The organism is Microcella humidisoli, from assembly GCF_024362325.1.
Taxonomy (GTDB): Bacteria; Actinomycetota; Actinomycetes; order Actinomycetales; family Microbacteriaceae; genus Microcella; species Microcella humidisoli.
Genome location: NZ_CP101497.1, coordinates 2,309,831 through 2,331,757, shown reverse-complemented (window position 1 = coordinate 2,331,757; position 21,927 = coordinate 2,309,831). Strand labels below are relative to the sequence as shown.

Genomic DNA, 21,927 nt, shown 5'->3' with positions numbered 1-21,927 from the left:
GGCGCGGCTCGGCGACGTGTCGCTCAGACCGGAAGTTCAGGGCGACGCGCCGGGCGGAGCGGGCGACACGACGAGAATCTCGTCAGAACACCGGGCCCCGCGGACAGTCGAACAGTCTCCTCAGCCGGCGCCGGGCCCGTCGGCCGGCGGCTCGTCGTCGCGCTTGCGGAGGTAGCGCTCGAACTCCTGCGCGATGGCCTCGCCGCTCGCCTCGGGCGCCTCGACGGCGTCACGCGCGCGCTCGAGCTGATCGATGTACGAGCGCATCTCGTCGTCGTCGTTCGCGAGGGCGTCGATGCCCTCCTCCCACTCGCGCGCCTCATCGAGCAGGTCGCCGCGCGGAATGACGACGTCGACGAGCTCCTCCAGCTTGTCGAGCAGGGCGAGCGTCGCCTTGGGCGAGGGCGCGTTGTGCACGTAGTGCGGCACGGATGCCCACAGCGACACCGTCGGAATCCCGGCCTCCTCCGCCATCGTCGCGATCACGCTGAGAATGCCGACGGGCCCCTCGTAGCTGCTGCGCTCGACGCCGAGCTCGTCGCGCACGTCGGGGTTCTCGCTCGAGCTGTGGATCGCGATGGGGCGCGTGTGCGGCACGTCGGCGAGCAGGGCCCCGAGCAGGATCACGCCCGTGATGTCGGCCGTGAGCGCCTGGTCGATGGTCTCGGTCGCGAAGGTCTTCCAGCCGCGCGAGGGCTCGGTGCCCAGCAGGAGGTAGATGTTCTCGTGGTTCGTCCCGCTCACGCCGATGGGGTCGTCGCCCGCCGAGCGCGTGCGGGGCATCCCGTCATCGCCCGCGGGACCGTAGAGCGTGACGCCCGGCCAGCGCAGGCGCCGCTTGCCGTCGTCGTCGAACTCGACGTGGGGTCGGTTGAGCTGGAAGTCGTAGTAGTCCTCGGGGTCGATGTCAGCGATGGGCACGACGTCGAGCACCTCTTTGAGCGCGCGCACGGCGCCGCTCGCGGCCTCGCCGGCGTCGTTCCAGCCCTCGAAGGCGACCACGAGCAGCCGCCCGCTGCGGAACAGATCGCTCTGCGTCACCGATGCACCCTCCTGACGCCCGCGGCCGGTGCCGAGGGGTCGCCCCAGGATAGAACGCAACTAGACTCGTGCGTCGTGACCGCTCCGACTCCTGCCGCCGTTCTCTGGGACATGGACGGCACCATCGTCGACACCGAGCCCTATTGGATGCGCGCCGAGACCGAGCTGGTCGGCGAGCACGGCGGCACCTGGAGCGAGGCCCAGGGCATGCAGCTCGTCGGTTCCGGCCTCGTGCAGTCGGCCCGCATCCTGCAGCAGGCGGGCGTCGCCCTCGAGGTCGACGAGATCATCAGCACCCTCACCGACCGGGTCATGCTGCAGGTCGAGACGGACGTGCCGTGGCGACCGGGCGCACTGGAGCTCATCACCGAGCTGCGCGCGGCGGGCATCCCGATCGCCCTCGTCACAATGTCGATCCGTCGCATGGCGCTGCAGATCGCGGGCGCGATCGGCGACGACGTCTTCGATGTCGTGATCGCGGGCGATGATGTCGAGCACCCCAAGCCGCACCCGCAGCCGTACCTGCTCGCCGCCGAACGGCTCGGCGTGGCCATTCACGACTGCGTCGCGATCGAAGACAGCGAGTTCGGGCTCGTCTCGGCCGTCGCGTCGGGTGCCGCCGCGATCGGCGTGCCCCTGCACCTCACGCTGCACGAGGGCCCCACCCACGAGCTGTGGCCGACGCTCGCCGGGCGCACGGTCGCCGACCTCGCCGGCGCGCTCGCGCGTCACCACCACCGAGCGACAGGGGCCTGAGCCATGACCACCCGCCGACAGAGCGGCCCCTTCGTCGAGGGCGACCAGGTGCAGCTGACCGACCCCAAGGGGCGGCTCAACACGATCACGCTCGAGGCGGGCAACGCCTTCCACAGCCACCGCGGCGTGCTGCAGCACGAGGTGCTCATCGGACTGCCCGACGGCAGCGTCGTCGAGAACTCGCAGGGCGTCGCCTACCTCGCGCTGCGCCCGCTGCTGACCGACTTCGTCATGTCGATGCCGCGCGGCGCCGCCATCATCTACCCGAAAGACGCCGCGCAGATCCTCGCGCAGGCCGACATCTTCCCGGGTGCGCGCGTCGTCGAGGCCGGCGTCGGCTCGGGCGCGCTGAGCATGTGGCTGCTGCGCGCCATCGGCGAGCGCGGCCACCTCTTCTCGTTCGAGCGGCGCGAGGAGTTCGCGCAGATCGCCGAGGGCAACGTGAGCGCCTACGTCGGCGCGCGGCCCGAGAACTGGACGATCACGATGGGCGATCTGCAGGATGCCCTGCCGCAGGCCGTGCCCGACGGCACCGCCGACCGCGCCGTGCTCGACATGCTCGCGCCCTGGGAGTGCCTCGACGCCGTCGCCGCGGCGCTCACGCCCGGGGGAGTGCTGCTCGTGTATGTCGCGACCGCCACGCAGCTCTCGCGGGTGGCCGAGGCGATCCGCCTCACCGAGACCTTCACCGAGCCCGTGTCGACCGAGACGATGGTGCGCGGCTGGAACGTCGACGGATTGTCGGTGCGTCCCGACCACCGCATGGTCGCGCACACGGGGTTCCTGCTCACCGCACGACGGCTCGCCGATGGCGCGGGGCGCTTCGTGAAGGCCAAGCGCGGCTCGAAGACCGAGTACGGCGACGTCGACCTCGAGCTGTGGACTCCGGGGGCCGTCGGCGACCGGCAGGCGAGCGACAAGCGCCTGCGCAAGGCCGCCCGTGAGGCTCAGGCCCTCGCCGAGAAGTCGGCGCGCCGCCCGATAGAGTGACAGGTGTGACTGCGACCCCCCGACGCTCTGTGCGCACCGCTTCCGCCCTCGTCCTGACCAGCGCCCTCATCGGCTCGCTCGTCGCGTGCACCGGCCCCGCCGCCTCGGGCGCATGCACCCCCGTCGTGCCGACAGGGGATGCGCCCGGCTACGTCGAGGCCTCCGGCGCGTTCGGCAGCGCCCCCGAGGTCGAGTTCCCGACGCCGCTCACGACCGATGGCACGCAGCAGGCCGTGATCGACGCGGGCGAGGGCGACCGCATCGCCGCCGGCCAGATCGTCGACTTCCAGGTCAGCCTGTTCAACGGCGAGGACGGCGAGCTCATCACCGCGAGCGCCTACTCCGACGAGGAGGCGCCGCTGCGCCGCACCGCCGGCAGCGAGATCGACCTGCTCGCCGAGGCCGTGCAGTGCGCCCAGGTCGGCTCGCGCATCGCCGTGACGGGCACGATCGAAGACGTCTTCGGCGCTGACACGCTCGACCCCGGTCTCGGGCTCGCCAACGACGACGCGATCGTCATGGTGCTCGATGTGCAGGCCGCCTACCTCGGCCGGGCGACCGGTCTTCCCCAGCTCGGCGCGGCGGGCATCCCCGCCGTCGTGACGGCACCCAACGGCACGCCCGGCGTGACGATCCCCGATGAGGCGCCGCCGACCGAGCTTCGCTCGCACACGCTCGTGCTCGGCCAGGGTGCGGCGATCGAGGAGGGCGACCGTGCCGTGCTGCACTACACGGGGCTGCTCTGGAGCACGAAGACGATCTTCGACTCGAGCTGGGAGCGCGGCGCCCCGGCGACGTTCACGATCACGAGCTTCGAGAACGACCCGAACGGCATCGTCACCGGACTCGCCGACGGGCTCGTCGGCCGCACGGTCGGCTCGCAGGTGATCGTCGTGATCCCGCCGGAGTTCGGCTACCCCGCCGGTCAGGCCCCCGCCACGATCCCCGATGGGTCGACGATGGTGTTCGTCGTCGACATCCTCGGCATCGAGGGCTAAGGCCCCCATGCCCTCGTCGTCACGGCGGGTACCGGTCGAAGAGCGCCTGTTCAGCCTCGTGCTGGCGCTCCTCGCGACCGAGCAAGGGCTCACGAAGGCCGAGATCCTCTCGACCGTCACTGGCTACGCCGCGCGCTACGACGTCGCGGCCGACCGCGCGAACCTCGAGCGGCAGTTCGAGCGCGACAAGGAGGAGCTGCGCGAGCTCGGCGTGCCCCTCGAGACCGTCGACGCGCCCGGCGCCGACGGCGACACGAAGCTGCAGCGCTACCGCATCCCGCCCTCGCGGTACCAGCTACCCGACGACATCGTGTTCAGCCCCGAGGAGTACGCGATGCTCACGCTCGCGGCCCAGGTCTGGCGCGAGGGGTCGCTCTCGACCGACTCGCGGCGCGCGCTCACCAAGCTGCAGTCGCTCGGCGTGCGCATCGACGACGCCGTCATCGGCTTCGCCCCGAGCATCCGCACGCGTGACGCCGCGCACGAGCCCCTCACGGCCGCGATCGATCGCGGCCAGCAGGTGACCTTCCCGTACCTGAAGCCGGGCCAGGCCGCCGCCGAGCACCGCACGGTGTCGCCGCTCGCCCTCGTCTTCCACGAGGGGCGCTGGCATCTGCACGCCTTCGACGACGGGGTGGATGCTCGGCGCACCTTCCTGCTGCGCCGCATCGTCGGCCCCGTCGTGCTCGCGGGCGCGCCCGCCACGGTGCGCCCGTCGGCCGACGAGCCGGCGCGCGTGCTCGACGAGCTCGCCGCGCTCTGGCGGTCGACGGTGGCGACCGTGCGCGTGCGCCCGGGCAGCGAGGCCGAGGTCGTCATGCGCAACCGCCCGGGCACGGAGGAGGCCGCGCGGGGCCTGCAGGTGCACGCCACCGACCTCGACATCCTCGCCGACGAGCTCGCCGCGTTCGGCGCCGACGTGCAGGTCGTCGAGCCCGCGGCGCTGCGCGACGCGGTGCGCGCGCGCTGGCACAAGGTGGTGCAGACGCATGGCTGAGCGCCCCGCCCCGCCGAAGGCGCAGGACAAGCTCGCCTTCCTGCTGGCCCTCGTGCCGTACCTCATCGACCAGGTGCGCGTGACGGTCGACGAGGCTGCCGCGCACTTCCGCACGACTCCTGACGAGATGCGCAAGGCCGTCATGCTCATCGCGATGAGCGGCACGCCCGGCGCCGACGGCACCTACACGCACGAGACCCTGTTCGACATCGACTGGGACGACTTCGACGAGCGCGGCATCATCCGGTTCCGCGCCGCGCCCATGGAGGACAAGCCCCGGTTCTCGTCGCGCGAGGCCGCCGCGCTGCTCGCCGGTCTGCAGCGCGTCGCCGCCCTGCCCGAGTTCGCGGCCCGCGTCGACATCGTCGAGCTCATGGCCAAGCTCGCGCGCGGTGCCACGGGGGCACCCGCACCGCTCGCGGTGCGCGCGGGCGAGCTCGCCGCCATCCAGGCGACGCTCGCCGAGGCGGTCTCGACCGGGCGGCGCGTGCGCATCGACTACGTGACGACGCGCGGCGTGCGCGAGGTGCGCGAGGTCGACCCGATCAGCTTCGACGGCGTCGACGACGCCTGGTACCTGCGCGGATGGTGCCTCACGCGCGACGCCGAGCGCACCTTCCTGCTCGACCGCATGGCGAGCGCCGAGCTGCTCGGCGAGGCCGAGGCGCACGAGGCCGCGACCCCGGGCGACGAGCTCTTCCAGGGCGCATCCACGGACGAGCGGGTCACCCTGCGCCTGCCCGCGGCGGCCCTGCCGCTCATCGCGGACTACCGCGGGCCGGAGGACCCGGTGCGGATCGAGGGGGAGAGCGCGACCGTGACGCTGCGCATCGCGCACGTCGGCATCCTGGGGCGCATCGCCGCCCGGCTCGCCGGCGGCGTCGAGATCCTGGAGCCCTCGGTCGCGCGCGCGGCGGTCGCCGACTGGGCGCGGTCCGCGCTCGCGGCCGACGACGGCGGGTCCGCGCAGGAGACTCCGAGCGCCGACCGCTAGACTCCGACACATCGCATCCGTGAACGTAAGGACGACCCCATGTTCGGTGGAAACCTCGGTGGCTGGACCGGCCTCATCCTGCTCCTCGTGGTCATCCTGCTCTTCGCCGCCCCGAAGCTGCCGCAGCTCGCGCGCAGCCTCGGCCAGTCGATGACGATCTTCAAGAAGGAGATCAAGAACAAGGACATCGACGGCGAGTCGGGGACCGACGCGGGCACCGCGCCGAAGGCCGACAGCACCGACACCTCCTCGTCGAAGTAGTCCGTGGCCGGCCGCGAACCGCGGCCCCGGAATCCCGAGGGCCGCATGTCCCTCGGGCAGCACCTCGTCGAGTTGCGCAAGCGCATCTCGATCTCGGCTGTCGCGATCATCCTGTTCTCGATCCCGGCCTGGTGGGCCGTCGACTTCGTCTGGGCCGCCCTCAGCGCCCCCGTGCTGGCCGTCGCCGAGGCGCAGGACCGCGATGCGACCCTCGCCTACACGACGATCGGCGAGGCCTTCGACACCCGCCTGCTCATCATGTTCTTGGTCGGCATCGTGGCGTCGTCACCCATCTGGCTCTACCAGCTGTGGGCGTTCATCGTGCCGGCCCTGCATCAGCGTGAGAAGCGCTTCGCGATCGGCTTCATCGCCGCCTCGGTGCCGCTCTTCGTGGGCGGTTGCCTCGCGGCGTGGTTCGTGTTCCCCAACATCGTCATCCTGCTGACGAGCTTCGCCTTCGGCGAGTCGGCGACGCTGCTGAGCGCGCGCATCTACCTCGACTTCGCGATCAAGTTCATTCTTGCGATCGGGGCGGGGTTCCTCTTCCCGGTCGTGCTCGTGGCGCTCAACCTCGCCCGCGTGATCACGGGCACGGGCATCCTGAAGGCCTGGCGATGGGCGATCCTCGGCATCACGGCGTTCACGGCGATCGCGACGCCCGCCGCCGACGTGCTGTCGATGGTGCTCCTCGCCATCCCGATGGTGGGGCTCTACTTCGCGGCCGCGGGCATCGCCTCGATCAACGACAAGCGGGTCGCCAAGCGCGAGGCGGCGCTCAACGCCGAGTACGGCATCCGCGTCGATGAGTGACGCCGCACGCGACACCGACGCACCGAGCCCTGCCGAACGCTACGCGGCCCAGCGCGAATTGCGGGCGCTGCCGCGCCTGCGCGCCTTCCGCGACGGGCTGACGATCGAGCTCGACCCCTTCCAGCATGCCGCCTGTGCGGCACTCGAGCAGGGCCGCAGTGTTCTCGTCGCCGCGCCCACCGGCGCTGGCAAGACGATCGTCGCCGAGTTCGCCGTGTTCCTGGCGATGTTCGAGCCGAGCGCCAAGATCTTCTACACCGCCCCGATGAAGGCGCTGAGCAACCAGAAGTACACCGAGCTCGTCGCCCAGTACGGCCACAGCGAGGTGGGTCTGCTGACGGGCGATACCAACATCAACGCCCGTGCGCGCATCGTGGTCATGACCACCGAGGTGCTGCGCAACATGCTGTACGCCGACTCCGACCTGCTCACCGACCTCGCCTTCGTCGTCATGGATGAAGTGCACTACCTCGCCGACCGGTTCCGCGGGGCCGTGTGGGAGGAGGTCATCATCCACCTGCCGGCGCACGTGCGCATGATCTCGCTCAGCGCGACGGTCTCGAACGCTGAAGAGTTCGGCGACTGGCTGCAGGCCGTGCGCGGCGACACCGACGTCATCGTGAGCGAGACCCGCCCCGTTCCGCTCGAGCAGCACGTGCTCGTGCGCTCGAAGCTGCTCGACCTCTTCGACTCCTCGGGCAAGGCCGCCACGAACCGCGTCAACCCTGAGCTCGTGCAGCTCGCGAAGGCCGGCGGCCACACCCCGCACCGCGGCCGCCAGCACCATCCGAGACGCTGGGAGAAGCGGCCGGCGGGGGAGGGGCGCGCCGATCGCGCCGAGATCGTCGGGATGCTCGGGGCCCGCAATCTGTTGCCCGCGATCTTCTTCATCTTCAGCAGAGCGGGTTGCGATCAAGCGGTGAAGCAGCTCGTGCGCTCGGGCATTCGACTCACCGATGCCGCCGAGCGTGAAGAGATCCGGCTCATCGTCGAAGAGCGCTGCCGCACGCTGCGCGACGACGACCTCGCCGTGCTCGGCTACTGGGAGTGGCTCGACGGGCTGCAGCGCGGTGTCGCCGCGCACCACGCCGGCCTCCTGCCGGCCTTCAAGGAGGTCGTCGAGGAGCTGTTCCAGAAGAAGCTGCTGCGCGTCGTGTTCGCGACGGAGACGCTCGCCCTCGGCATCAACATGCCCGCGCGCACCGTCGTGCTCGAGAAGCTCGAGAAGTTCAACGGCGAGGCGCGCGTGCCCATCACGCCCGGTGAGTACACCCAGCTCACGGGCCGAGCCGGGCGGCGGGGGATCGACACCGAGGGCCACTCGGTCATCCAGTGGACGGGCGGGCTCGACCCGCAGGCGGTCGCGTCGCTCGCATCGCGTCGCACCTACCCGCTCAACTCGAGCTTCCGCCCCACGTACAACATGGCCGTCAACCTCATCGAGCAGTTCGGTCGCGAGCGCACGCGCGAGGTGCTCGAATCGAGCTTCGCGCAGTTCCAGGCCGACCGCGCCGTCGTCGATCTCGCTCGCACGGTGCGCAAGAACCAGGAGGCACTGGAGGGCTACGCGCGCGCGATGACCTGCCACCTCGGCGACTACACCGAGTACGCGGCGCTGCGGCGCGAGCTCAGCGACCTCGAGCGCGGCACACGACGCGTCGGCGAGCCGGGTGAGAAAGCCGACAAGCTGCGCCGGCAGAAGCAGATCGAGGGCGTGCGCACGCGCATGCGCAAGCACCCGTGCCACGGGTGCGCCGAGCGTGAGGCGCACGCGCGCTGGGCCGAGCGCTGGTGGCGCCTGAGCCGCGAGACCGAGAAGGTCAGCCGGCAGATCACGGGTCGCACGGGCGCGGTGGCCGCCGTCTTCGACCGCATCACCGACATTCTCGCCGAGCTCGGCTACCTCGAGACCGACGAGCACGGCCGCCTGGGTCTGACGACCCACGGCCGCTCGCTGCGCCGCATCTACGGCGAGCGCGATCTGCTCGTGGCCGAGAGCCTGCGTCGCGGGCTCTGGCGCGACCTCGACGTGCCCTCGCTCGGGGCGATGGCCAGCGCCATCGTGTATGCCGCGCGCCGCGATGACGGGCAGGCACCCGAGTACGCGCTGCCGCGCGGCGCCTTCCGGCCGGCGCTCGAGCGCACGCAAGAGCTCTGGGCCTCGCTCGACGATCTCGAGCACGAGCATCGGCTGCCGGGCAGCGAGCCCCTCGCCACGACGCTGGCCCTGCCCATGCACCGCTGGGCCGCCGGGGCGTCGCTCGACGCAGTGCTGCGCGATGCTGACCTCGCGGCAGGCGACTTCGTGCGCTGGACCAAGCAGACCATCGACCTCCTCGATCAGATCTCGATCGTCGCCGATGGACCGGTCGGGCGCACGGCGCGCAGCGCGCTCGACGCGATCCGCCGCGGCATCGTCGCCTACAGCTCGGTCGCCTGAGCCGGGCACCGTGCCCGGTCGCCTAGGATTCTGCCTCGTGACCTCGACGATCCCGGCCGATGCGGGCCGTGCCACCGCACGACCGCTCTCGCTCGATCTCGCACTGCTCGCGGCCATCGTGGGCGGGTGGTTCATGGATCTCGGGTACCCCGACATCGCCTGGTGGCCGTTCACGATCGTCGGCACCGCGCTCGTGCTCGCAAGTCTGCGCGGCCGCAGTATCGGTGGTGCGCTGCTCGTCGGCGCCGTGAGCGGCTTCGCCTACTACGGCATCCTCATCGAGTGGCTGACGGTGTATCTCGGCATCGTGCCGTGGCTGGCCCTGACGCTCGCGCAGGTGTTCTTCACGGCGCTCGGCGGCGTGCTCATCATGCTCGCGTGGCGCTGGGTGCCCCGCGCCTGGCCCGGCGTCGCCGGTCGCCTCATCCTCACGCCCGCCGTGGTGGCGGCGGCGTGGACGGCGCGCGAGGCGGTCGCGAGCGTGTTCCCCTTCGGTGGCTTCGCGTGGGGCCGGCTGGCGCACAGTCAGGCGGAAGGTCCTCTCAATCACTGGGCAGCCTGGGTCGGGTTCTCCGGACTCACCTTCCTGCTCGCATGGTTCTCGGCGATGCTCGTCGCCGTCGTCATCGAACGTCGGGTCGGGATGCTGCGCCGCGGCATCCTCGTCGCCGGAGCATTCACCGCCCTGCTCGTCTGGCCGGCCGTGCCGATCGCCACGACGGGCACCATCTCGGTCGCCGCCGTGCAGGGCGACTCCGACTCGGGGCTCTTCGCCGAGTACGAGCAGGGGCAGATTCTGCAGGACCACTACGACGCGACGCGCACGCTCTTCGATCAGGGCCTCGACCTCGACGTCGTCGTGTGGCCCGAGAACGCGAGCGACCTCGACCCCCTGCGCAGCGAGTACGCCGCTTCGGTGCTCGACCTCGTGAGCGACCGGCTCGAGGCGCCCGTGGTCGTCGGCACGATCACCGTGGAGGGCGACGAGACGTTCAACTCCGTGCTGCTCTGGCGCGCGGGGGAGGGCTCGGTCGACCAGTACGACAAAGTGCATCCGGTGCCCTTCGCCGAGTATCTGCCCGCGCGCGACTTCTTCTACCCGCTCGCCCCGAGCCTGTTCGATCTCGTGCCGCGCGACTACTCGTTCGGCCAGCGCGACACCGTGGTCGATCTCGACGGCGTCATCGCGGGCATCTCGATCTGCTACGACATCGTCGATGACGACCTGTTGGCCCGGCAGATCGACGAGGGCGCCCAGGTGCTGCTCGCGCCCACGAACAACGCCGACTTCGGGGTGAGCGACCAGAGCGTGCAGCAGCTCGCGATCGCCCGCCTGCGCGCGATCGAGTCGGGCCGGGCGCTCGTCAACGCCTCGACGGTCGGCGCGAGCGCGATCGTGCTGCCCGACGGCTCGACGCTCGATAGCCTCCCGCTCTTCGAGCCCGGCACCATGGTGCAGCAGGTGCCCCTGAGCGACACCGTCACGCCCGCGCACGCGCTCGGCCGCACCCTCGAGTGGGGCGTGATCCTGTTCGGCCTGCTGACGATCACGCTCGCCGGGCTGCTGATCGGCCGAGGCGGGCGAGCTCGCGCGCGGGTGCACGAGGAGCCGGACGGGCCCCGATGATGCGCACGCTCGTGGTCGTGCCCACGTACAACGAGGCCGAGAGCATCCGGTCGATCATCGCCCGAATCCGCGCAGCCGTCCCCAGCGCCGATGTGCTCATCGTCGACGACGGGTCGCCCGACGGGACGGGCGGCATCGCCGACGCGCTCGCCTCAGCCGATACCCACGTCTCGGTGCTGCACCGTGCGCGCAAGGAGGGCCTCGGCGCAGCCTACCTGCAGGGTTTCGCGCGGGCGATCGACCAGGGCTACGCCGCGGTCGTCGAGATCGACGCCGACGGTTCGCACGATCCCGCCGAGCTGCCGGCCATGCTCACGCTGCTCGAGAGCGGCCCGGCCGACCTCGTGATCGGCTCGCGATGGGTCGACGGGGGCTCGGTAGTCAACTGGCCCGGGCCACGACGCGCGATCTCGCGGTCGGGCAACCGCTATGCGCGGTGGATGCTGCGCTCCCGCATCCACGACCTGACAGCCGGTTACCGCGCCTACCGCACGAGTGCGCTGCGCGGGCTCGACCGCGCGGTGGTCTCCTCGCAGGGCTACTGCTTCCAGGTGGAGCTCGCCTGGCGGGTCGAGGCCGCAGGCGGTGTGGTGCTCGAGCATCCGATCGCGTTCGTGGAGCGCGAGACGGGACGCTCGAAGATGCACGCGGGGATCGTCACCGAGGCGCTCGCGCGCGTGACGTGGTGGGGCGTGTCGGCCCGACTCGGGCGCGGGCCGGTCCGCTCGACCGCGCGCTAGGCGCCGATGCGCTCGCCCCCGCCGCGGCGGGCGCGCAGCAGCTCGAGGCGCTCCTGCAGCAGTTCTTCGAGCTCGTCGCGCGTGCGGCGCTCGAGCAGCATGTCCCAGTGCGTGCGAGGGGCTTTCGTCTCGCCGACCTCGATGTCGATGGGGGTGCCGTCGGGCGCGAGCAGCACTCCTTCGTGGCCGCTCTTGGGCGACTCCCACGTGTCGGGCAGTTCGGCGTCGGCGGCGAAGATGACATCGAACGTCTCGCCACCGGCCGTGCGGTACTGAGCGCGCTGGCGGTCGGCGAATTCGACGCCTTCTTCGCTCTGCATGCTCTGCGAGCCGAGTCTCATGCCCCGCAGCGTGCGCTCCGCCATGCCCGTTCCTCTCAAGTGACCGACATCGCCCGCCCCGGAAGGGCGCGAGCAAGTTCATGTATAGGTATAGACCCGTTCACTGGGACGGACCGTGCGACGAGGACGCTTCCCAGGGCATTGACAGCGTCACTCCAGCGTCGCGACGACCTCGAGCGCGCGGTCGGCGCGGTCGGTGACGATGCCGTCGACGCCGAGGGCGAGCAGGCGCGTCATCTCGGCTGACTCATTGATCGTCCACACGTGCACCTCGACCCCCGCAGCGTGGAAGGCCCGGATGCGCGCGGGGGAGACCGTGTCGAGCCCGAGCGCGCGCACGGGGATCTGCACCGCGTGCAGCCCGCGCAGCGCCGCCCGCACGAGCGGCCCGCCGCGCACCACGGAGGACAGCAGTGCCGCGGCGAACCGCGGGCCCGAGGCACTTGTCGCCACCTGGGGCAGCAGGGCGAGCGCGGCCCGACGACGGCGTTCGCTGAACGACGTCAGCAGCACGCGGTGCTCAGCGCGCGCGGAGCGGATGGCGTCCACGGTCGGCTGCACGGCCTGCGCGCTCTTGAGGTCGATGTTGAAGCGCGCCTCCGGAAACGCATCGAGGGCTTCGGCGAGCGTCGGCAGGTGCTGGCCCTCGCCCAGATCGAGGGCGGCGAGCTCGGCGACCATGAGCGCGTCGACGCGGTCGGGGCGTCCGGCGACACGCGTCAGGTCGGTGTCATGGGCGATCACCGCGATGCCGTCGGCGCTCGCGTGCACATCGGTCTCGATGTGCGTCACCCCGAGCGCCAGAGCGTGCGCGAACGCGAGCAAGGAGTTCTCCGGTGCCTCGAGCGCGAGCCCGCGATGCGCGAGCACGCGCGGCACCGCCGGCTCGAAGTAGGCGAGCCCGGCGGTGCTCATCGCTGTCGGCATCAGGCCTTGGGTGCGCGGGGCGGCGCCGAGTCGGCCCCTCCGGCGAAGAAGCCCTGGCCGATGCCCCTGAGCGCCTCGGTGAGTTCGCTCGGCACGATCCACAGCTTGTTCGCGTCGCCCTCGGCGAGCTTCGGCAGCGTCTGCAGGTACTGGTAGGCCAGCAGCTTCGCATCGGGGTTGCCCTGGTGGATGGCCTCGAACACCGTGAGGATCGCCTTCGCCTCGGCCTCGGCCTTGAGGATCTGCGCCTGCGCCTCACCCTCGGCCTTGAGGATCGCCGACTGACGAGCACCCTCTGCTTCGAGAATCTGCGACTGCTTCGAGCCCTCAGACGTCAGGATGACGGCGCGGCGGTCGCGCTCGGCGCGCATCTGCTTCTCCATCGAGTCCTGGATGCTGAGGGGCGGGTCGATCGCCTTGAGCTCGACGCGGTTGACGCGCAGGCCCCACTTGCCGGTCGCCTCGTCGAGCACCACGCGCAGCTGGCCATTGATGTTGTCGCGGCTCGTCAGCGCCTCCTCGAGGTTGAGACCACCGACCACGTTTCGCAGCGTCGTGACGGTCAACTGCTCGACACCGGCGAGGTAGTTCGCGATCTCGTAGGTCGCCGCGCGCGCATCCGTCACCTGGAAGTAGATGACGGTGTCGATCGACACCACGAGGTTGTCCTCGGTGATGACCGGTTGCGGCGGGAACGAGACGACCTGCTCGCGCATGTCGACGAGGGGCCGCATGCGGTCGATGAAGGGCACGAGGATGTTGAGCCCCGGCTGGAGGGTCTTGCGGTATCGGCCGAGCCGCTCCACGACACCGGCGTAGGCCTGCGGCACGATGCGGATCGAGCGGATGAGCACGACGACGACGAAGATCGCGACGACGACGACGAGCGCCGTCACGAAGATCTGGCCGATGAAGGCGGCGGTGGTGATCATGGTGCTTCGCTCCGTTCTGCAGGGGCGACCTCGGCGGTCGCTCCGTCGATGCGCGTGACGACCACGCGGTCGCCCTCGGCGAGGGCCAAGGTCTCGTGCTGCGGCGCGAGCCGCGCCGTCCAGGTCTCGCCGTTGGCGAGCTTGACGTAGCCGGCGCCGTCAGCGAAGGCGGCCGTGACGCGGGCCGTCATGCCCATGAGGGCGTCGACGTTGGTGCGCGCGGGCTCAACACCGCGATCGAGCGTCTTCAGCAGCAGCGGCCGGATGGTGAAGAGCAGCAGCCCCGAGATCACGGCGGCGGCGAGAATCTGCACCCACCACTCGGCGCCCAGCAGGTTGGCGCCGAGGCCTCCGATGAGCGAGCCGGCCGCGACCATCATGAACGTGAACTCGAGGGTCAGCACCTCGATGATCACGCAGACCACCACGAACACGAGCCAGATGATCCAGAGGTACTGCGTCAGATCGACCATGGTCGCACCTCTCGTCATCGCTGCGGTTCCCTCACGCTATCACCGGCGCCTGACGGCCCATCCGGCCCGCTCGGGCGATAGGGTCGAGAACCGTGAACACCCCTCTGCAGCCCGGCTCGCTCGCCGGCACAACCGCTCTCGTCACCGGATCGTCGCGCGGCATCGGCGCCGACACCGTTAAGTACTTCGCCGCCGCGGGCGCGAACGTCGTCATCAACTATCGCGCCAAGGCGCCGCGTGCCGAGAAGCTCGTCGCCGAGATCGAGGCGGCGGGCGGCCAGGCGTTGGCCGTGGGTGCCGACCTCACCGACCCGGCCTCGGTGACGGTGATGATGGATGCCGTGCGCGAGCGCTTCGGCTCCCTCGACATTCTCGTGCTCAACGCCTCCGGCGGCATGGAGTCGGGCATGGGCGAGGATTACGCGCTGAAGCTCAATCGGGACGCGCAGGTGAACGTCTTGACGCAGGGCGCCGAGCTCATGGGCCCGGGCGGCCGCGTCGTCTTCGTCACGAGCCACCAGGCGCACTTCATTCGCACGGTGCCGACCATGCCCGAGTACGAGGCCGTCGCCCTCTCGAAGCGCGCGGGCGAGGACGCCTTGCGGGCGCTCATCCCCACGCTCGAGGCCAAGGGCATCGGCTTCACGGTTGTGTCGGGCGACATGATCGAGGGCACGATCACGGCGACCCTGCTCGAGCGCGCCGCGCCGGGCGCGATCGACGCGCGGAAGGAGGCGGCGGGCAAGCTCTACAACGTGAGCGAGTTCGCGGCCGAGGTCGCGCAGGCCGCGGTCGATCCGGTTCCGGCCGACAACACGCGGCTCGTGGGCGATGTGAGCTACTTCACCGCGTTCGGCGCCGACGCCGCGGGGGAGTAGCGGCGTGGCCCCGACGCCGGGCCTGCGCCGGACATCCCGAATCATTCTCATGGATGAGGACGGAGCGGCGCTGCTGTTCATGACAGCCGCGCCCGATTCCACGCGGTTCGCGCGCTGGATCACGCCCGGCGGGGGAGTCGACCCGGGGGAGACCCACGAGCAAGCGGCGATCCGCGAGCTGTTCGAAGAGACCGGACTCGTCGTCGACAGTGTGGGGGAGCCCGTGTGGCGCCTCGACTTCGACATCGCGTGGGACGACGCGGATCACGACCGCGGCCACGCGGAGTACTACGTCGTTCGATGCGAGCGCTTCGAACCGGCGTCGACGAACTGGACCGAGGACGAGCACATCGACGTGACGGCGCACGGCTGGTTCACCGCCGCCGAGCTGCTGCGGTCGGGCCAGCCGTTCGAGCCCTATGACTTGCCGCGGCTGCTGCGAGAGGTCGCCAGGGGAGTCTGAGAGACTCTCGACATGGATCTCACGGCTCTCATCGTCCTGCCGGTCATGATCGGCCTTGCCGCCCTCTGGGTCAGCGCTCTCATCTCGATCTTCCGCCGCTCGGCAGCGATGTCAGGTCTCGAGGTGCTCGGATGGTGCGCCCTCGTCGTGTTCGCCCAGTTCATCGGCCCGCTCATCTGGTTCTTCGTCGGCCGTGAGCGCTACACCGCTCCGATCCGGTGATTCTCGACTCGGTCATCGACCCCGTCACTCCCGCGTGGTTCGACCTCGTCTTCTCGATCGTGCCGCTCGTGCTGGTGATCATCGCGATCACGGGTCTCGTGTCGATCATCCGCCGATATCGCTCCATGTCGGTTCTGGAGTCGGCGGGGTGGACAGCCGTGGTCGTCTTCGCCCCGGTGCTGGGCACTCTCGTCTGGTTCGGCGTCGGACGAGGTCGGTACGCGCTGGAATGAGACGGGGGGGCGAGCTGCTCTCAATCGAGAAGCTCGCCCCCGGTCTACCCGTCGAGCCCTACGACTCGATGCGGTTGCCGCGCTCGGTCGCAGCACCCTGATCGGAGGGCCCGTCACCCTGCACAGGGGACGAGGAGGAGTCGGCGATCACCGCCGCGCGACGCGAGGCCCGGCGCCACACCGGCTCGGCCTCGGCCAGCTCGGCCTCGGTCGCGATGCGGAACGGGGGAGCGTTCTCGACCTCGACCGCGTGGCGCCCTTCGCCGCGCGTGGCGCGCAGGCTCGTGACGATCGAGATCGTGATGATGAGCGCCACGACGCCGAGGGAGACGCTCGTGGGGATCTTGTACACGTCGAGCAGCAGCATCTTGATGCCGACCCAGATGAGCACGAACGCCAGGCCGAGCTTCAGGTAGATGAAGCGGTGCATGAGGTCGGCGAGCAGGAAGTACATCGCACGGAGGCCGAGGATGGCGAAGGCGTTCGCCGTGAAGACGATGAACGGCTCGCTCGTCACGCCGAAGATGGCGGGGATCGAGTCGACGGCGAAGATGATGTCGGTCACCTCGACGAGCACGAGCACCGCGAGCAGGGGAGTCGCCACGATGATGCCCGCCTTGCGGATGAGGAACTTCTGGCCGTGGTACGCGTCGGTCATGGGCACGAAGCGCCGGAAGAGCTTCAGCACCTTCGAGTTCTCCACGTCCATGTGCTCATTGCGCTTCCGGATCATGACGTAGCCCGTGTAAAGCAGGAACGCCGCGAAGATGTAGAGGATCCAGGAGAACTGGTCGATGAGCACGGCGCCGAGCGCGATGAAGATCGCCCGGAAGACCAGGGCGCCGATCACCCCGAGGAACAGCACGCGGTGCTGCAGCTCGCGGGGCACGCCGAAGAAGGCGAAGATGATCGCCCACACGAAGACGTTATCGACGGCGAGCGACTTCTCGATGAGATAGCCGGCGTAGTACTGCTGGCCGAGCTCGGCGCCGTACTCCCACCAGATGTAGCCACCGAAGGCGACGCCGAGGCTCACCCAGATGATCGACCACACGGCGGCCTCGCGCACGCCGATGACGTGGGCCTTCCGGTGGGCGAAGAGGTCGATCGCGAGCATGGCGATGATGACGCCGAGCACGGCGAACCAGAGCCAGAGGGGCACGTCCATGAAGAAACTCCTGAATGGTCGATGAGGCGATTCAGGAGGTCTTTCCCGGCCGAATAGGTCTGAGGTCGGCCCGTGGCGCCGGATCCGTGCGGACGGATCGGAGTGACGACGCGACGCGGGTCGGGGATACTCCCCTCCGAAAACAAGTGAATCAGATTGCACGTATTGAGTCACGCTGGTGGGGCCCACTCCCAGCGACCTCAAAGAATCTCGGGTCGATCAGTATCCGATAATCCACATTATGTCAGTACGAACAGAATCTCACGCTGGGGCCGTTACTCCCCGCGCACCGGCACGTAACGTTCGGCTCGCGTGCCCGACGCGAACTCGGTGACATCGACGAGCCGAAGGTCGAGCGGAACGGCAAGCCCGTCGAACAGCCGTGGCCCGCGGCCGATCACCATCGGATACACGACGAATTCGTATTCGTCGATGAGGCCCGCGTTCGCGAGTGCCAATGGCAGCGTCACGCCCCCGACATACAGTCCCTCTCCTGGCTGCTCCTTCAGTCTCCGCACCGCCTCGACCGGATCACCCTCGAGTGCTTCGGTGTTCCATCCGTCCGGCTCGCGCGTGCTCGACACGAGGTACTTCTTCGCCGCGGTGATCGACTCCTGAAACGGGAGCGTCCAATCGGGCAAGTCGGTCGCAGTTCGCCAGAACTCCATCAGCTCGTACGTCGTGCGGCCGAGGATGATCGCGTCGGCACGCGCGATCGTCTGCGCGGCGTGCTGGTGCGTCTCCTCGTCGGGGCGACCGGCGAGATGGTCGACGCAGCCGTCGAGCGAGACGTTGATGGAGTACCGCAGAGGTCGCACCTGCCCAGGCTGGCACGTCACCGTCCCCGGCGCCAGAACGACCCGATGGCGGCGTATGTTCGCCCTGAGCGTGCCGCAGAGACCCTCGTCGAGCATCCCCCGTCGATAGGTTCGAGGCATGCCGACCCTCGATGCCCATGGCCGCTCGATCGACGAGGCCGAAACCCTACTGCTGAACGCGATGCGCGTGAGCGATCTCGAGGCGCTCGACGCCCTCATCGCGGACGAGCTGACCTTCACGCTTCCCGATGGCACCACCATCGGCAAGCAGGACGACCTGGAATCGCACCGGACCAGGGCGACGCGGTTCGAGCGCCTCATCGAGCTCTCCCGCAGCTCCAGCGAGCACGACGACGGAGGAACGACCGAGACCGCCGTCGACGCGGTCATCCGGTGGAACGGCGACCGTATCGAGGCCGCGCTGACCTACACGCGCTCGTGGCGCATCATCGACGGCCGTTGGCAGGTCGTGAGCGGCTCCGCTCGGGCGTCATGACGGACGAGAAGAACGCATGGCGGGGCGTCATCGCCGCGCTCGCCAACCCCGAGAGTCGACGTGTGCTCGGGCTGCTGCTCTCGGAGCAGGATGCCTCAGCCCACCTGGCGTCGCTCCCCCTGAAGCGACGTGAGCGCGTGCTCCGGGTGCTGGCGGATGCCGGGCTGCTCGATCCGAGCAGCGACCGCCCTCGCCTGCGCCCCGAGCGCTTCGCCGAGCTGCTCGACGCGGCTCCCGTCGCGCGCCCGACGGGCATCGACCGCTTCATCGTCGACGGTCGCCTCGACCACTACCCCGCGCGCTCCGACGACCGCGCGGCCGTGCTGCAGTACCTGGTCCACCGCGCGATGCCCGATGCGACCGAGCTCGTCGACGAGCGCACGCTCACCGAACGACTCGCGGCCCTGTCCGACGACCCCGTCACGATGCGCCGCTACCTCGTCGACGCGGGCCTGCTCGTGCGCGAGCCCGACGGTTCCGCGTATCGCCACGCGGCGCCGTCAGAACGCTGAGGCCTCTCCCCCGAAGAACGGCCGGAGCTCGACGACGCGGTTGCAGGCGCGCGAGCCCTCGGCAGCGAGCGCGAGCGCAGCATCCCGATCGGCCGCCTCGATGATCCAGAACCCCGAGACGTATTGCTCGGTGTCGTGCAGCGGGCCCGGTGTGACGAGCCCCGCTCCCCCGCGGTTGTCGATGACGGTGGATGCCCGGGGCGACGCCAGGCCCTCCGCCATGATCAGCTGGCCGGCGTTCTGTAGCCGCTCGTTGAACGCGTCGATCGCCGCCATCTCGTCGCCCGATCCCGAGCCGGTTTCACTATCAATCACGCTGATCATGAACTTCACCAGTCACCCCTGCTTCCGACGTTGCGCCAGACGGTATCGCACGCCCGCTCGGGTCGACAGCCCGACAACCTCGTTGGCTAGTCTTGACCGATGGCCGATCACGCGGTTCCGACGCTGCCCTCCCGCGACCTCGACGCGACCGCTGCGTTCTACAAGAAGCTCGGGTTCGTCGAGCAGTACCGCGACGCGGGTTGGCTCATCATGAGCCGAGGCGACCTCACGCTCGAGTTCTTTCCGCACCCCGACCTCGATCCGTCGACGAGCGACCACCAGGCGAACCTGCGCGTCGACGACCTGGATGCCCTGCACGCGGCGTTCGCCGAATCAGGCGTCCCGCTCGCGACCATCGGTATCCCGCGATTGACGCCCATCGAGACGCAGCAGTGGGGGGCCCGCGCGGCCTTCCTCATCGACCTCGACGGCACGATGCTGCGCCTCATCGAGAACTGATCATGGCGACGGCACCGGCAACCCTCGAGCGCGTCGCGCGCATGTCGTTCGGCCAGGTGTACCCGCTGTACGTCACCAAGCTCGAGCGCAAGGGGCGCACCAAGGCCGAACTCGATGAGGTCATCACCTGGCTGACCGGATTCGACGCCGAGGCGATCGCCCGGCACGTCGCCGATCAGACGACCTTCGCCGAGTTCTTCGAGCGCTCGACCCTCCACGCGAACGCCTCGCTCATCACGGGCGTCATCTGCGGCGTGCGGGTCGAAGAGATCGAGGAACCGTTGATGCAGCAGGTGCGCTACCTCGACAAGCTCGTCGACGAGCTCGCCAAAGGTCGGGCGATGGAGAAGGTGCTGCGGGGCTGACCTGGTGACGACCCGCTGCCCCTGCCTGAGCGGGCTCCCCTACACCGAGTGCTGCGAACCGGTGCACCGCGGCGAGAGCGTCGCACCGACGGCCGAGGCGCTCATGCGCTCGCGCTTCAGCGCCTTCGCGGTCGGCGACGCCGACTACCTGCTGGCGTCGTGGCACCCCTCGACCCGGCCCGCGACGCTCGAGCTCGACCCCGAACTGCGGTGGTACCGCCTCGACATCCTCGACCGCGCCGCCGGCGGACCGCTCGACACGCGCGGCGAGGTCGCGTTCGAGGCGTTCTGGCGCTCCGCCGAGGCTCGCGGCTCGCAGCGCGAGCGCAGCAGCTTCGTGCGCGAGGGCGGGCGCTGGTACTACGTCGCCGAGGCCTGAGCCAGCGGTCGCTGGATCTCGGTGCCGTCGAGAACCGCGTCGAGCGCGGCCTCGAGGTCGCGCCACAGGTCGGCCCCCGACTCGAGACCGATTGAGAGGCGCACGATGCCAGCCCCGGGGCGGGCATCCGGCGCCACCGGGCGGTGCGTGAGCGATGCCGGATGCTGCACCAGCGAGTCGACGCCCCCGAGCGACACCGCGTGGGTGAAGAGTCGCAGCAATCCGGTGAGCGCCTGCGCGGCCGCGTATCCCCCGATCAGATCGAGGGCCAGCATCGCCCCGGGTCCGCGCAGCTGCGTGCCGAGCAGCCCTCGCGGGTCGGATCCGGGCAGGCCCGGGTAGTGCACGCGCGCGACGGCGGGGTGCTGGGTCAGCAGCAGTGCCAGCTCCCCCGCCGTCGCCTGCTGGGCCCGCACCCGCAGCGCGAGCGTCGGCAGGCCGCGGTGCAGCAGGTAGGCGCCGAGCGGGTGCAGCAGCCCGCCCGTGATCGCACGCACGGGCCGGATCGCCGTCGCCCACTCGGCGCTCGTCGCGACCACTCCCCCCATGGCGTCGCCGTGGCCGCCGAGGTACTTCGTGGCGCTGTGCAGCACCAAGGCCGCACCGTGTGCGAGCGGGTTCTGCAGCATGGGCGTGGCGAACGTGCTGTCGACCATCACGGGCACGTCGCCCGCTGCCGCCACGACCGCCGCGATGTCGACGAGCTCGAGCGTGGGGTTGCACGGCGTCTCCATGACGACGAGGCAGGTGTCGGCGCGTACGGCGTCGCCGACCTCGTCGGGGGCGCAGAACGTCGTCTCGGCACCGAGCAGCCCCGAGGAGAGCAGGTGGTCGGTGCCGCCGTAGAGCGGCCGCACGGCCACCACGTGCCGGCCCCGGCCGCGGTTCATCGCGGCGAGCAGCGTCGCCGAGAAGGCCGCCATCCCCGAGGCGAATGCCACGGACTCGGCTGCCCCCTCGAGGGTCGCGAGCGCCTCCTCGAAGCGTGCGACCGTCGGGTTCCAGAGCCGCGCGTAGACGTTGCCGCCCTCGGTCGGATGCCCGCCCGTCGCGATCGCCTCGTACGAGGCTCCCCCGGCGTCGATGTCGGGCAGCGGGTTCGTCGTCGACAGGTCGATCGGCAGCGCGTGCACGCCCAGCGCGGTCAGGTCGTCGCGCCCCGCACGCACCGCGATGGTCTCGAAGGCGTCGTGCAGACTCGAAGCGTCAGTGCTCGTCATGCCTCGATTCTGGCGCTCCCTGCGGCCTAAACCACAGAAGTCCGCAGTTTCCGCGTAGATTGA

Annotated in this window: 28 protein-coding genes; 19 read left to right on the top strand and 9 right to left on the bottom strand. The window is 70.2% G+C overall.

The annotated features are described in order from the left end of the window. Positions 1-120: 120 nt before the first annotated feature. Entirely contained in the window at positions 121-1,041 is a 921-nt protein-coding gene (locus tag NNL39_RS11420; RefSeq protein ID WP_255159400.1) for a PAC2 family protein, read from the bottom strand. Between the two features lie 75 nt (positions 1,042-1,116). Between NNL39_RS11420 and NNL39_RS11415 the strand changes: the two genes are divergently transcribed. The 10 genes from NNL39_RS11415 to NNL39_RS11370 are packed head-to-tail and all read left to right on the top strand — an operon-like array spanning position 1,117 to position 11,654. Beyond that, positions 1,117-1,797, top strand: a complete 681-nt coding sequence (locus NNL39_RS11415; RefSeq protein WP_255159399.1) for an HAD family hydrolase — start codon at positions 1,117-1,119, stop codon at positions 1,795-1,797. Positions 1,798-1,800: 3 nt separating this feature from the next. Continuing rightward, a complete protein-coding gene (locus NNL39_RS11410) occupies positions 1,801-2,787 on the top strand; it encodes a tRNA (adenine-N1)-methyltransferase (RefSeq protein WP_255159398.1) in 987 nt (328 codons plus the stop codon). A gap of 5 nt (positions 2,788-2,792) precedes the next feature. After that, complete coding sequence (locus NNL39_RS11405) at positions 2,793-3,785, top strand: FKBP-type peptidyl-prolyl cis-trans isomerase (protein ID WP_255159397.1); 993 nt, start codon at positions 2,793-2,795, stop codon at positions 3,783-3,785. Positions 3,786-3,792: 7 nt separating this feature from the next. Continuing rightward, on the top strand, positions 3,793-4,782 hold the full coding sequence (locus tag NNL39_RS11400; protein WP_255159396.1) for a helix-turn-helix transcriptional regulator: 990 nt from the start codon (positions 3,793-3,795) through the stop codon (positions 4,780-4,782). After that, positions 4,775-5,776: a helix-turn-helix transcriptional regulator gene (locus NNL39_RS11395; protein WP_255159395.1), complete on the top strand. Its 1,002-nt coding sequence runs from the start codon at positions 4,775-4,777 to the stop codon at positions 5,774-5,776. Before NNL39_RS11400 ends, NNL39_RS11395 begins: the two co-directional genes overlap by 8 nt. A gap of 39 nt (positions 5,777-5,815) precedes the next feature. Next, positions 5,816-6,037 carry a twin-arginine translocase TatA/TatE family subunit gene (locus NNL39_RS11390; protein ID WP_255159394.1) on the top strand — a complete coding sequence of 74 codons (222 nt, stop codon included), beginning with the start codon at positions 5,816-5,818 and terminating at the stop codon, positions 6,035-6,037. Positions 6,038-6,040: 3 nt separating this feature from the next. Then, positions 6,041-6,847 (top strand): twin-arginine translocase subunit TatC, encoded by an 807-nt coding sequence (gene tatC, locus NNL39_RS11385; protein WP_255159393.1) that lies wholly within the window; start codon positions 6,041-6,043, stop codon positions 6,845-6,847. Further along, on the top strand, positions 6,840-9,287 hold the full coding sequence (locus tag NNL39_RS11380) for a DEAD/DEAH box helicase (RefSeq protein ID WP_255159392.1): 2,448 nt from the start codon (positions 6,840-6,842) through the stop codon (positions 9,285-9,287). The genes tatC and NNL39_RS11380 overlap by 8 nt, the downstream gene beginning before the upstream one ends. A gap of 37 nt (positions 9,288-9,324) precedes the next feature. Then, the gene (gene lnt / locus NNL39_RS11375; protein ID WP_255159391.1) at positions 9,325-10,914 is read left to right on the top strand and encodes an apolipoprotein N-acyltransferase; all 1,590 of its coding nucleotides are present in this window, start codon (positions 9,325-9,327) and stop codon (positions 10,912-10,914) included. Beyond that, positions 10,911-11,654, top strand: coding sequence for a polyprenol monophosphomannose synthase (locus NNL39_RS11370; protein ID WP_322972916.1), 744 nt, complete (start codon positions 10,911-10,913; stop codon positions 11,652-11,654). The genes lnt and NNL39_RS11370 overlap by 4 nt, the downstream gene beginning before the upstream one ends. Here NNL39_RS11370 and NNL39_RS11365 read toward each other — a convergent pair. From NNL39_RS11365 to NNL39_RS11350, 4 genes are all read right to left on the bottom strand, one after another. Continuing rightward, a complete protein-coding gene (locus NNL39_RS11365; protein ID WP_255159390.1) occupies positions 11,651-12,019 on the bottom strand; it encodes an RNA polymerase-binding protein RbpA in 369 nt (122 codons plus the stop codon). The two genes, NNL39_RS11370 and NNL39_RS11365, sit on opposite strands and share 4 nt — an antisense overlap. A 126-nt stretch (positions 12,020-12,145) precedes the next feature. Then, positions 12,146-12,910 carry a glycerophosphodiester phosphodiesterase family protein gene (locus tag NNL39_RS11360; protein ID WP_255159389.1) on the bottom strand — a complete coding sequence of 255 codons (765 nt, stop codon included), beginning with the start codon at positions 12,908-12,910 and terminating at the stop codon, positions 12,146-12,148. An 11-nt stretch (positions 12,911-12,921) separates the two neighbouring features. Next, positions 12,922-13,854 (bottom strand): SPFH domain-containing protein, encoded by a 933-nt coding sequence (locus NNL39_RS11355; protein ID WP_255159388.1) that lies wholly within the window; start codon positions 13,852-13,854, stop codon positions 12,922-12,924. Then, positions 13,851-14,327, bottom strand: a complete 477-nt coding sequence (locus tag NNL39_RS11350) for an NfeD family protein (protein ID WP_255159387.1) — start codon at positions 14,325-14,327, stop codon at positions 13,851-13,853. The genes NNL39_RS11355 and NNL39_RS11350 overlap by 4 nt, the downstream gene beginning before the upstream one ends. Before the next feature lie 92 nt (positions 14,328-14,419). Between NNL39_RS11350 and NNL39_RS11345 the strand changes: the two genes are divergently transcribed. From NNL39_RS11345 to NNL39_RS11330, 4 genes are read left to right on the top strand one after another with little or no spacing between them, the layout of a single operon-like run. Next, the gene (locus NNL39_RS11345; RefSeq protein WP_255159386.1) at positions 14,420-15,205 is read left to right on the top strand and encodes an SDR family oxidoreductase; all 786 of its coding nucleotides are present in this window, start codon (positions 14,420-14,422) and stop codon (positions 15,203-15,205) included. Positions 15,206-15,209: 4 nt separating this feature from the next. Further along, entirely contained in the window at positions 15,210-15,668 is a 459-nt protein-coding gene (locus NNL39_RS11340; RefSeq protein ID WP_255159385.1) for an NUDIX hydrolase, read from the top strand. Positions 15,669-15,680: 12 nt separating this feature from the next. Further along, positions 15,681-15,890, top strand: a complete 210-nt coding sequence (locus NNL39_RS11335) for a PLDc N-terminal domain-containing protein (protein WP_255159384.1) — start codon at positions 15,681-15,683, stop codon at positions 15,888-15,890. Further along, a complete protein-coding gene (locus NNL39_RS11330; RefSeq protein ID WP_255159383.1) occupies positions 15,887-16,123 on the top strand; it encodes a PLDc N-terminal domain-containing protein in 237 nt (78 codons plus the stop codon). Before NNL39_RS11335 ends, NNL39_RS11330 begins: the two co-directional genes overlap by 4 nt. A gap of 58 nt (positions 16,124-16,181) precedes the next feature. On the opposite strand, the gene NNL39_RS11325 is transcribed toward NNL39_RS11330, so the two are convergent. Both NNL39_RS11325 and NNL39_RS11320 read right to left on the bottom strand, forming a co-directional pair. Further along, positions 16,182-17,291 (bottom strand): TerC family protein, encoded by a 1,110-nt coding sequence (locus NNL39_RS11325; protein WP_255159382.1) that lies wholly within the window; start codon positions 17,289-17,291, stop codon positions 16,182-16,184. 275 nt (positions 17,292-17,566) lie between these two features. Beyond that, a complete protein-coding gene (locus NNL39_RS11320; RefSeq protein ID WP_322972915.1) occupies positions 17,567-18,205 on the bottom strand; it encodes a dihydrofolate reductase family protein in 639 nt (212 codons plus the stop codon). A 22-nt stretch (positions 18,206-18,227) separates the two neighbouring features. On the opposite strand from NNL39_RS11320, the gene NNL39_RS11315 reads away from it, so the two are divergent. Together NNL39_RS11315 and NNL39_RS11310 are read left to right on the top strand one after the other, a co-directional pair. After that, on the top strand, positions 18,228-18,605 hold the full coding sequence (locus tag NNL39_RS11315) for a nuclear transport factor 2 family protein (RefSeq protein ID WP_255159381.1): 378 nt from the start codon (positions 18,228-18,230) through the stop codon (positions 18,603-18,605). Further along, positions 18,602-19,117 (top strand): DUF2087 domain-containing protein, encoded by a 516-nt coding sequence (locus NNL39_RS11310; RefSeq protein ID WP_255159380.1) that lies wholly within the window; start codon positions 18,602-18,604, stop codon positions 19,115-19,117. The genes NNL39_RS11315 and NNL39_RS11310 overlap by 4 nt, the downstream gene beginning before the upstream one ends. Here NNL39_RS11310 and NNL39_RS11305 read toward each other — a convergent pair. Further along, positions 19,106-19,441 (bottom strand): YciI family protein, encoded by a 336-nt coding sequence (locus NNL39_RS11305; RefSeq protein WP_255160944.1) that lies wholly within the window; start codon positions 19,439-19,441, stop codon positions 19,106-19,108. The genes NNL39_RS11310 and NNL39_RS11305 overlap by 12 nt on opposite strands. 99 nt (positions 19,442-19,540) lie before the next feature. Here NNL39_RS11305 and NNL39_RS11300 point away from each other — a divergent pair, with 99 nt between their 5' ends. Genes NNL39_RS11300 through NNL39_RS11290 form a run of 3 tightly spaced genes read left to right on the top strand, consistent with a single transcriptional unit; the run spans position 19,541 to position 20,644 of the window. Continuing rightward, positions 19,541-19,900, top strand: coding sequence for a bleomycin resistance protein (locus NNL39_RS11300; RefSeq protein WP_255159379.1), 360 nt, complete (start codon positions 19,541-19,543; stop codon positions 19,898-19,900). A 2-nt stretch (positions 19,901-19,902) separates the two neighbouring features. Continuing rightward, entirely contained in the window at positions 19,903-20,265 is a 363-nt protein-coding gene (locus NNL39_RS11295) for a DUF2200 domain-containing protein (protein WP_255159378.1), read from the top strand. A 4-nt stretch (positions 20,266-20,269) separates the two neighbouring features. Continuing rightward, complete coding sequence (locus NNL39_RS11290) at positions 20,270-20,644, top strand: YchJ family protein (protein ID WP_255159377.1); 375 nt, start codon at positions 20,270-20,272, stop codon at positions 20,642-20,644. On the opposite strand, the gene NNL39_RS11285 is transcribed toward NNL39_RS11290, so the two are convergent. Continuing rightward, entirely contained in the window at positions 20,626-21,864 is a 1,239-nt protein-coding gene (locus tag NNL39_RS11285; protein ID WP_255159376.1) for a trans-sulfuration enzyme family protein, read from the bottom strand. The genes NNL39_RS11290 and NNL39_RS11285 overlap by 19 nt on opposite strands. Between the last annotated feature and the right edge of the window lie 63 nt (positions 21,865-21,927).

What these genes read in the sequence shown, in the direction of transcription:
- NNL39_RS11410 (WP_255159398.1), top strand. Translation starts at nt 1,801, where the DNA reads ATGACCACCCGCCGACAGAGCGGCCCCTTCGTCGAGGGCGACCAGGTG.
- NNL39_RS11400 (WP_255159396.1), top strand. Translation starts at nt 3,793, where the DNA reads ATGCCCTCGTCGTCACGGCGGGTACCGGTCGAAGAGCGCCTGTTCAGC.
- NNL39_RS11395 (WP_255159395.1), top strand. Translation starts at nt 4,775, where the DNA reads ATGGCTGAGCGCCCCGCCCCGCCGAAGGCGCAGGACAAGCTCGCCTTC.
- NNL39_RS11390 (WP_255159394.1), top strand. Translation starts at nt 5,816, where the DNA reads ATGTTCGGTGGAAACCTCGGTGGCTGGACCGGCCTCATCCTGCTCCTC.
- NNL39_RS11380 (WP_255159392.1), top strand. Translation starts at nt 6,840, where the DNA reads ATGAGTGACGCCGCACGCGACACCGACGCACCGAGCCCTGCCGAACGC.
- NNL39_RS11370 (WP_322972916.1), top strand. Translation starts at nt 10,911, where the DNA reads ATGATGCGCACGCTCGTGGTCGTGCCCACGTACAACGAGGCCGAGAGC.
- NNL39_RS11365 (WP_255159390.1), bottom strand. Translation starts at nt 12,019, where the DNA reads ATGGCGGAGCGCACGCTGCGGGGCATGAGACTCGGCTCGCAGAGCATG.
- NNL39_RS11360 (WP_255159389.1), bottom strand. Translation starts at nt 12,910, where the DNA reads ATGAGCACCGCCGGGCTCGCCTACTTCGAGCCGGCGGTGCCGCGCGTG.
- NNL39_RS11355 (WP_255159388.1), bottom strand. Translation starts at nt 13,854, where the DNA reads ATGATCACCACCGCCGCCTTCATCGGCCAGATCTTCGTGACGGCGCTC.
- NNL39_RS11350 (WP_255159387.1), bottom strand. Translation starts at nt 14,327, where the DNA reads ATGGTCGATCTGACGCAGTACCTCTGGATCATCTGGCTCGTGTTCGTG.
- NNL39_RS11335 (WP_255159384.1), top strand. Translation starts at nt 15,681, where the DNA reads ATGGATCTCACGGCTCTCATCGTCCTGCCGGTCATGATCGGCCTTGCC.
- NNL39_RS11325 (WP_255159382.1), bottom strand. Translation starts at nt 17,291, where the DNA reads ATGGACGTGCCCCTCTGGCTCTGGTTCGCCGTGCTCGGCGTCATCATC.
- NNL39_RS11320 (WP_322972915.1), bottom strand. Translation starts at nt 18,205, where the DNA reads ATGCTCGACGAGGGTCTCTGCGGCACGCTCAGGGCGAACATACGCCGC.
- NNL39_RS11315 (WP_255159381.1), top strand. Translation starts at nt 18,228, where the DNA reads ATGCCGACCCTCGATGCCCATGGCCGCTCGATCGACGAGGCCGAAACC.
- NNL39_RS11310 (WP_255159380.1), top strand. Translation starts at nt 18,602, where the DNA reads ATGACGGACGAGAAGAACGCATGGCGGGGCGTCATCGCCGCGCTCGCC.
- NNL39_RS11305 (WP_255160944.1), bottom strand. Translation starts at nt 19,441, where the DNA reads ATGATCAGCGTGATTGATAGTGAAACCGGCTCGGGATCGGGCGACGAG.
- NNL39_RS11300 (WP_255159379.1), top strand. Translation starts at nt 19,541, where the DNA reads ATGGCCGATCACGCGGTTCCGACGCTGCCCTCCCGCGACCTCGACGCG.
- NNL39_RS11295 (WP_255159378.1), top strand. Translation starts at nt 19,903, where the DNA reads ATGGCGACGGCACCGGCAACCCTCGAGCGCGTCGCGCGCATGTCGTTC.
- NNL39_RS11285 (WP_255159376.1), bottom strand. Translation starts at nt 21,864, where the DNA reads ATGACGAGCACTGACGCTTCGAGTCTGCACGACGCCTTCGAGACCATC.